This is a genomic window from Acidobacteriota bacterium, from assembly GCA_040752915.1.
Classification (GTDB): Bacteria; Acidobacteriota; UBA4820; order UBA4820; family DSQY01; genus JBFLVU01.
This window is the reverse complement of record JBFMHB010000088.1, coordinates 1-8,725: the sequence shown is the minus strand read 5'-3', so window position 1 is coordinate 8,725 and position 8,725 is coordinate 1. Positions and strand designations below refer to the sequence as shown.

At 66.6% G+C, this 8,725-nt stretch carries 6 protein-coding genes; 3 read left to right on the top strand and 3 right to left on the bottom strand.

Annotation, left to right across the window (positions count from 1 at the left end; all coding sequences use genetic code 11):
* Positions 1-50: 50 nt before the first annotated feature.
* From AB1824_12155 to AB1824_12145, 3 genes are read right to left on the bottom strand one after another with little or no spacing between them, the layout of a single operon-like run.
* The gene (locus AB1824_12155) at positions 51-1,397 is read right to left on the bottom strand and encodes a PqqD family peptide modification chaperone (GenBank protein ID MEW5765717.1); all 1,347 of its coding nucleotides are present in this window, start codon (positions 1,395-1,397) and stop codon (positions 51-53) included.
* 7 nt (positions 1,398-1,404) lie between these two features.
* Positions 1,405-3,174 carry a hypothetical protein gene (locus tag AB1824_12150; GenBank protein ID MEW5765716.1) on the bottom strand — a complete coding sequence of 590 codons (1,770 nt, stop codon included), beginning with the start codon at positions 3,172-3,174 and terminating at the stop codon, positions 1,405-1,407.
* Positions 3,168-3,563 (bottom strand): hypothetical protein, encoded by a 396-nt coding sequence (locus AB1824_12145; GenBank protein ID MEW5765715.1) that lies wholly within the window; start codon positions 3,561-3,563, stop codon positions 3,168-3,170. The genes AB1824_12150 and AB1824_12145 overlap by 7 nt, the downstream gene beginning before the upstream one ends.
* 262 nt (positions 3,564-3,825) lie before the next feature.
* Between AB1824_12145 and AB1824_12140 the strand changes: the two genes are divergently transcribed.
* From AB1824_12140 to AB1824_12130, 3 genes are all read left to right on the top strand, one after another.
* Positions 3,826-7,677 (top strand): PAS domain S-box protein, encoded by a 3,852-nt coding sequence (locus tag AB1824_12140; protein MEW5765714.1) that lies wholly within the window; start codon positions 3,826-3,828, stop codon positions 7,675-7,677.
* A 25-nt stretch (positions 7,678-7,702) separates the two neighbouring features.
* Positions 7,703-8,152: a response regulator gene (locus tag AB1824_12135; protein ID MEW5765713.1), complete on the top strand. Its 450-nt coding sequence runs from the start codon at positions 7,703-7,705 to the stop codon at positions 8,150-8,152.
* On the top strand, positions 8,153-8,725 hold a 573-nt coding region (locus tag AB1824_12130), incomplete at its 3' end, for a response regulator (GenBank protein MEW5765712.1).

Below are 8,725 nucleotides of genomic sequence, written 5' to 3'. Positions count from 1 at the left end.
GGCTCCTTGGAACCAAGACCCAGCGTGACCCCGAGAGGCGCGGGCGCCTCCTATCCGCCGGAGGCCACCTCGCGGCAATGGAGCTTCTGGTGCTGGGTCTCCAGGGGGCATCCGCCGCCGCAGAGGCTGAGGTGCTCGCAGGCCTCACAAGCGGTGAGCGGGGTCTGGGGCTTGCGGAGGGAGGCGCAGAGCGGGTGGTTCCAGATCTTCTCCCACGGGTCGGTCAGGAGGTGGCCCACACCCTCGTAATAAGACTGGCAGGGAAGGACCGTTCCATCGGGCTCTACGGCCATGGACAGCCGGGCGGCGGTGCACTGCTTGACGCCCAGGGCCATCTCCACGGGGTTGAGCTCGCAGTAGCGTGTGGGCGTGTACCACACGAAGCGAAGGCCCTTTTCCCGGGCCCGCTCGGCGAGCCGGTCGAGCAGGGGCACGACTTCCGGGGCCGTCAGCTCGAGGCCGCTCTGCTTGCCCTTGCCCGAGTAGATCATGCCGTTGACGGCGAAGGTCTTGAGGCCTTCGGCGGCCACGAGGTCCACCAGCGCTTCGATGCCGGGGGCGTTGACCTGGGTGAGCGTGGTGTTCGTCAGGCAGTAGATCCCCGCCTCGCGGCAGGCGCGGAGTCCGGCCAGAGTCTCTTCGAAGGACTCGGACCGGGTCAGCGCATCGTGGAGGGACGGGTCCGCCGATTCGAGCGTGATCTGCACGTGGTCGAGGCCCGCCTCCCTCAGGCGCTCCGTGTACGCCCGGTCCGAGAGGCGCCTGCCGTTGGTGTTGAGACCCGTCACGAGGCCCGAATCCTCGGCGTAGGCCACGAGATCGGGAAGATCGTCGCGCAGGGTGGGTTCGCCGCCGGTGAAGACCACGTGGGGGATTCCGGCGGATTGGATCCGGTCCAGCGCCCTTCTCCAGGAGGCCGTGTCCATCTCGGTCACCTGGCGCGAGGGCTCGTTGTAGCAGTGGCTGCAGCGATTCTGGCAACGGTAGGTGAGGGCCAGGTCCATGCGGAGCGGCGCCGAAAGGTCGGAGCTGTAAGGTTCCACCATCTGGACGCCGAGGTCCGACTCGGGGCACACCCGGTCCGTTTCCGACAGCGCGGTCACCGTCCTGCGCACCTTGCGAACGTCCTCGGCGAGGACGCCGCGCGGAGTCCGGTACCGTCGGGCCATGGCCCTTACGGTCTCGTCTTCGGACAGCCCGTCGAGGAGGAGTTTGACGATCTCGGCGGCGGTCCCGTTGAGGTGGAGGATCCGGCTCGCGTCCACGGTGAGAACGGCTCGCCCCGAGGGTTCCAGGCGCAGGTGCGCCCGGTGGGAGGCGGTGTCGGACTGGATGCGCCCCACGTAGAGGCCCGGGGGGATGGGTTTCTCGTTCTTGAGCCACTCGAGGAGTCTCATGGCCGCCTCACCTCCCCCCGCCGGCGCAGGCGCAGGCGCATCCCGCGCAGGCGCACGCGCAGGCGCATCCGCCGCCCGAATGACCCCCGCCCGAAGAGACGGGGACCGGGTTGGTCTTCTCGGTCACTTTCCCCGCCAGGCCCGGGACGCTCCCCACCAGGTCGTTGGCGAAGCCTTCGACTCCGCTCACGATGCCGCTGGCCCCGGCCTTGAGGTCGGAGAAGGCCCCCGAGAGGTCCGTTCCCCCCGCCCCGCCCGCACCCGACGGGGACGAGCGGTGGCCGTGGCCGTACAGGGGTCCCCACCAGACGGGCAGTGGGATGGGGTTGGTCCCGTACCGCTGGGAGGCGGTCTTTTCGAAGTCCCGGTCCAGGATCATCCACTCGAAGGCCTGGGAGTAATCCTCCGTGCCCACCTGCTTCCACGCCTGGTCCATGATCTGCTTGTAATAGGCGAGGCTCTTCCGGCGGCTGTACCCCTTCATCTTCTCCTCGACCTTCTTGACCAGATCGACGAGGACCCGGGCCCCCTCCGCTTCGTCCAGCTTCCCGTCGTCCTTCACGGCCTTGAGAAAGGACTCCTCGTAGGGGAAGTCGGCCTTCTTCTCGGGGACGACTTCCAGCCGGATCGGGTTTCGGGCGGTGACTTTCACCAGCCCCTTCCGGATCATGCCGAAGAGGAGAAGGGCCACCACCCGGTTCACGGGCTGTTCCTGGAGGACGGCCACCTCGGGGACGGTGAGGCCCCGCCGGACCTCCACCCCCTCCATGCCCACCGAGGGCGAGAGGTACTGCATCCGGCGCTTCCGGTTCTTGACGATGCCGAAGATGAAGGTGGACAGGATGATCCCGATCCAGAGGCAGGGGATGGAGCCCTTGAGGAGCCCGAAAAACCCGCGGAGGAGCAAGGCCAGCGGCCCAGGCCCTTTGGGCTTTTCGAGGACGCGGTCCATGACGCGCGCGGGGAAGGAAGCCCCGAAGGTGTACTGGGAGGAGGGTGAAGCCTCGGCGATCTCCCACCGGTAGATCACCCGCCCGTTCTCGACCCGCGCGGAGGTGAAAGGGGCCTCGCGATGGTAGCGGGGGTCGTCAGGCCCCACGCCCTCCGGAAAGACGAACTCGCAGATGAGATGGGTGCTCCCGCTCGTGAAATCGGCGCCGTGCCAGGTGGGGCTGAAGACCACACTCGCGTACGCCTTGTCCTCGTCATCCCGGAAGACCCGGTCCCGCACCACGGCCGCGAGGTGGAGCGTCGCCGAGGTCCCCGCGGGGATTTCGGTGCCCTGCAGGTGCACTTCCACGCCGTCCTTCACGTACTCCGATGGCCGGATGTCCCCGAGGGCTGTCCGGCCGTCGAGGTCCGCCCGCACCGAGGAAAGGTCGTAGTCCCCGCTGGGGAGGCCCACGTCGATGACGTCGATGGGCTGGCCCTCGTTGGCGAAGGTGATGGAGTACTCGATGGCCAGCGAGGCGTCGGGATTCACCGTCACCCGGCTGACGTTTTGAGGCACCTGGAAGCGGTATTGCGCCGGAACCGAAAGGACCGGCGCCGCCAGGCCGAGAACCGCCGCGGCCAGCGTGAGGAGGAGTCGCGAGAGCCGATGCCGTCCCGGGCAAGAGGGGGCGGAGCCCGCTCGAACCCCAGGCTGGCAACAGCCGGGACGCCCCGAACCCGATTTCTCGATCCCAAGTCCCCCATTCCAAATCCGAAATCCGAAATCCAGAATCCCAAATCCCAAATCCCAAATCCGAGTTCCCGCCCCTCTCCCCCTCACCATTTGGGGTCCTCCTGGACGAGAAAGGCGCCCTTGCAGTAGGCGCAGGTCACCGAAAGCGTGCCCTCCGGGTTGAGTTTGGCCGAGGCGGGGTCCACCTGGCCTCCGCAGTGCGGGCAGGTCAGTTTCTTGAGGGAAAGCCCTCCGGGCGGCTCCTGGCCCGACATGGTCCGGGTTCCGCCGCCGCTCCCGGTGCCCGAAGCCTCGCGCGAGCCGCCCATTCGCCAGGCGAGCACCAGGAGGACGAACCCGCCGAGAACGAGGCCGCCCCCCACCACCGCACGGGGAAGGCTCTTGCCCTGGGCCACCGCGTCCGGCGCCGCCGCCGCCAGGAGGAACAGGCCGCCCAGGAGCCACAGAAAGATCGCCAAGAGAATCCCGAGAACCCGCATCGCCGGCCCTCCCCGATGTGCTCATGATAGCGTCCAAAGACCGCTTCATCCAGTGGGAAGCTCCTCATTGTTCTTCGTTCTCCCTGTGGAAGTCCTCTTCTCCCCGACATTCATCATCGGGACGCGGTGCTTCGGCGAAAGGAGAGGGGCTTTGTGAATCGGCGGCCCCCTGCATAAAATGGTTCTGCCAATCCTTCAGGAGGAAGGAATGAGGGCCGGGGAAGCGGCAAAGGGGTGGCCATCGGAGGGCCTCGGCCGAGGCATGCGGATCCTGATATCGGTCGCGATCCTCCTCGCTATCTGCCTGGGCGGGGCCGCCTTTTGGCGCTTCGCCCGGGAGGAGCGCCGGCAGGCTTTGGAGTCGTGGCGGGTGCGCTTGTCCGCCATGGCGGACGACCGGAAGGCTGCCATCGAAATCTGGCTGGCGGACGCCCAGTCCGACGCTCAAGTCCTTCTGGACTTCCCCACGCTCCAGGTGATCCTTGGTCAGAGCCTGCCCGCGGAGGACGAGGTTCCCTATCCTGAAAAATCCGGTGCGACGGCGCACCTGGACAGCCTTTTCGCGCACTTCGCGGGCGCCGAGGGGTATGCGGGTATCTACCTTCTGGACGCCGGGGGGCGGACCCTGGTTTCGACACCGGGCGCCCCGCCCCTGCCCGAGGCTTGCCGCAACTGGATGGCCGATCCCGATTGGAAAGGCGTGGGCGCGCGACTGTTCGCCGAGCCCGCCTTGGAAACACTCGTCGTCCACGCCCGCCCCGCCCGGTCCTCTGGAGAATCGGGCGGTGCCGCAGCCATTTTTCTTTTGAGAGATCCTGGCCTCTGGCTCTACCCTCTGCTGGCCCGGGAGCCGGCACCTACGAAGACGGGAGAAGTGCTGATCATGCAGCGGGAGGGCCGGCTGGTCCGCTATCTCGCCCCCCTCCGCCACTCCCCGGAACCCGTGTTGGGAGTGACCGTTCCTCTCGATGCCCCGAATCTGGCCTCCCGGGACGCCCTGGAGGGACGGGAAGCCTTCGGACATTATCGGGACTATCGGGACTCGCCTGTCCTGGCAGCCACCCGGCGAGTCGCGGGGACAAACTGGGGGCTGGTCGCCAAGGTGGACCAGGAAGAGGCCCTCGCGCCCTACCGTTCCCGGGTGGCCTGGACGGGAGCGGTCGGGCTTCTCCTTTTCCTTCTTCTCGGGGCGGTCCTGTGGGCGTACGCACGCCACGAACGCCTGCTCCACCTGGAGGCCCTGAACCGGCGGGACGAGCGGTACCGGCTTCTGCGCGAGGAGGCCGGAGATCCGCTCTTTTTCGTCCGCCCCGACGGAATCGTCCTGGAGGCCAACCGCGCGGCGGAGGAAATGTACGGGTATGGCCCGGGAGAAATGGCCGGTCTCTCCGTGGCGGAGATACAGGTTTCGGAAGAGAGATCCAAGTTGCCCACCCATCTGCAAAGGGCCCTCTCCGGAGGTGCCTTTTTTGAGGCCGTTCATCTGAAGCGAGACGGCACGGCCTTCCCTGTGGAGGTCCGCTCTCGGCCCGCCCGCCTCGGCGACCAGATCCTTCTCATCTCGACGGTGCGGGACGTGAGCGAGCGCAAGCGTGCCGAAGAGGCGCTCCGGCAGAGTGAGGAGCGCCTGCGCTCCCTGGGCGACAACCTGCCCGACAGCTACATCTATCTCTATACGCACGAGGATGACGGGACGCCCCGATTCCTCTATGCCAGCGCGGGGCTGGAACGCATCCACGGGATCACGGTGGAGGAGGTCCTGCACGACGCGGGCGCCCTCCACGGCCAGACAGACCCCGATCAGCTGAAGGCCCTGCGGGTGGCGGAGGCGGAGAGCCGGAAGACCCTCTCGGATTTCGCTATGGAACTGAGAATGCGCACGAAGGGCGGCACATGGCGGTGGCTCCAGGTGCGCTCGCGCCCGCGTAAGATTTCTGACGGCCGGATCCTGTGGGACGGCGTGGCCACGGACATCACGGCCCGAAAGGCTGGGGAGGAAGCCCTGCGGGAGGAGAGGGACTTCACCGCCGCGGTCCTCGACAGCCTCCCAGGGGTGGTGTACTGCTTTGACGAGAGGTTCCGCTTCCGCCGATGGAACAGGGAACTCGAGAGGGTTACAGGCTATGGGGGCCAGGAGATCGCCGGTCTGAGCCCGCTGGACCTCTTCGCCGAGGATCAGAAGGGCCTTCTTCGGGAACGCATCGGCGAGGTCTTCCAAACGGGATCCTCCTCCGTGGAGGCCGACCTCCTCTCCAAGGACGGGACGCGGACGCCCTACTTCTTCACGGGCGCTGCCGTGTCCATCGAAGGCCGGCCCCACCTCGTGGGCGCCGGAATCGACCTTTCCGAACGCAAGCGCTCAGAGGAAGAGGTCTTGCGCCTTAACGCCCGCCTGGAGCGCCTCATCGGGGCGGTGAGCGCCCTCGCCGGGGCCCGGGACATGGCGGGAGTCCTGAGGACGGTGCGCAAGGCGGCGAGGGACGTGGCCGGAGCCGACGGCGCCACCGTGGTTTTGAGGGACGGAGAGGAGTGTCACTACGTGGACGAGGACGCCATCTCCCCCCTGTGGAAGGGCCGGCGTTTTCCCCTAGCGGCCTGCATCAGCGGATGGTCCATTCTGAACCGCGAGACCGTCGTCATCGAGGATGTCTACAACGACAGTCGCATCCCGGTGGAGGTCTACCGTCCCACCTTCGTTCGGAGCCTCGCCATGGTCCCTATCGGCAAAGAGAACCCGGTGGGTGCCATCGGCAATTACTGGGCCAGAAACCATGTCCCGGATTCCCAGGAGCTCCGCCTCTTGGAAACCCTCGCCGAGGCGGCGGCTGTGACCATTCAGGCCGTCCAGACCCTCGAGGAACTGGAGCAAAAGGTACAAGAAAGGACGCGGGAACTTCTGGACACTTTGAAACGCTTGGCGGACTCGGCGGAGCAAGTCCGTCTGGGAAACGCTCTTCTCCAGGAGAAAGAGACCATGCTCCGGCTTGCTCTGGAAGGAGCGGGCGCCGGCACTTGGGGGTGGGATTCGGTGACGGGCCGCGTGGCCCTATCCGGAATGACGCGACGGGTCCTCTCCCTCGCCTCCGAGGGGGATCTCACCGTGCAAACGTTTCTCGAAAGGTTCTCACCCCCGGGCCAGGAGGAACTCTACCGGCAAATGGGAGAGGCCCTCCTGCACGGCGAGACCCTTTCGGTGGAGGCGGAAGTCAATGTTGAGGGGGCGCGCCGCTGGCTCCTCCTCAGGGGAAAAGGTCTGAAGCAGGAAGAGGAAGAGGAAAGACGTGTTTTTGGAATCGCTCTGGACGTGACGGAGCGAAGGGAGGCCGAGGAGGCTCTTCGGAGGCTGGCCGAGGAGATCTGGGTCTTGAATCGCGACCTTCGGGCCTCCAACGCGGAGTTGGAGGCCTTCTCCTATTCGGTGAGCCACGACCTCAGGGCGCCGCTGCGGGCCCTGGACGGCTTCTCCCAGGCCCTCGCAGAGGACTTCGGGGAGACGCTGGGAGAGAGGGGGAAGGACTACCTCCGCCGAATCCGCTCTGCCGCCCAGCGGATGGCCCTCCTCATCGACGACCTCCTCCAGCTTTCAAGGGTGAGCCGGGCGGAGCTCCGCCGGGAGGAGGTGGACCTCTCAGCTCTCGCTCGCTCGGTTCTCTCGGAACTCCTCCGCCGGGAGCCGGAGCGGGAGGTGGCGGTCGTTGTGGAGGAGGGGTTGAAGGCGGAGGGGGACCCGCGGCTTCTGCGGGTGGTATTGGAAAACCTGCTGGGAAACGCCTTCAAGTACACTTCCAGAAAAGAGAAAGCGCGCATCGTTTTCCGAAGGGAGGGGATGGGTTTCGCCGTGGAAGATGACGGTGCCGGCTTCGACATGCGCTTCGCCGACAAGCTCTTCATCCCTTTCCAGCGCCTTCATGCCTCCAAGGATTTTCCCGGCACCGGTGTGGGCCTGGCCCTGGTCCGACGAATCGTCCGCCGCCACGGGGGAGAGGTGGGGGGCCGGGGGGAGCCGGATCGCGGCGCCCTCTTTTTCTTCACGCTGGGGGCCGCCGGGGAGGGGGCGGTGGCGGCGGATCCGCCTCCGGAAATTTGTCCCCGCCCGCCCCTGAACCTATCTTGAAAGAGACCGCCGCAAGGAGAACGCCATGAACGAGCGCGTCCTGTTCCTTGTCGAAGACAACCCTGACGACGAATTGCTCACGCTGAGGGCCCTGGAGAAGAACCACATCCGGAACCCCGTGGTTGTGGCGCGGGACGGCCAGGAGGCCCTGGACTGGCTTTTCGGGGAGGGCGCCTACGCCGGTCGGGACCCGATGGATCTGCCGGCGGTGGTCTTGTTGGACCTTAAGCTGCCCAAGGTGGACGGGCTGGAGGTTCTGCGACGGATCCGGGCCGACGAGCGCACCCGGCTTCTTCCCGTGGTGGTCCTGACCTCCTCCACGGAGGAGAAGGACCTCACCGAAAGCTACACCCGCGGAGCCAACTCCTACGTGCGCAAGCCCGTGAACTTCGGCGAGTTCGTGGAGGCGGCCCGAAATCTGGGTCTCTACTGGCTGTTGCTCAATGAGGCGCCCCCGGTGCCAGGGAGGTTTTGAGTGGACGAACCGCTTTCGGTCCTCATCGTGGAAGACTCGGAAGACGACGCCCTTCTCCTCGTTCGCTACATGGAGAGGGGGGGATTATGCCTCCGGTGGGAGCGGGTGGAAACGCAGGCCGCCCTGAGGGAGGCCCTGGTCCGAGGTGGGTGGAACCTGGTCATCTCAGACTACCGCCTTCCCGCCTTCGACGGCCTGCAGGCTTTGGACATACTGAAGGACTCGGGTCTCGACATCCCTTTCCTCCTCGTCTCCGGCTCCATCGGCGAGGAGCGGGCCGTGGAGGCCATGCGCCGCGGCGCCGCCGACTACATCTTCAAGGACAACCTCGCCCGCCTCCTCCCCGCCGTCCAAAGGGAACTCAGGGAGGCCGAAGGCCGGAGGAAGAGGCGGGAGGCGGAGGCGGCCCAAAAAGCACTGGAGGAGCGCCTGAAGGAGGCAGAAAAGCTGGAGACGATCGGGATGATCGCGGGGGGTGTGGCGCACGAGGTTCGGAACCCCCTCTTCGCCCTACAGACGGTGGCGGCGGCCCTGCACCAGAAGCTGGGAGGTAGGGAGGAGTACGCCGAATAC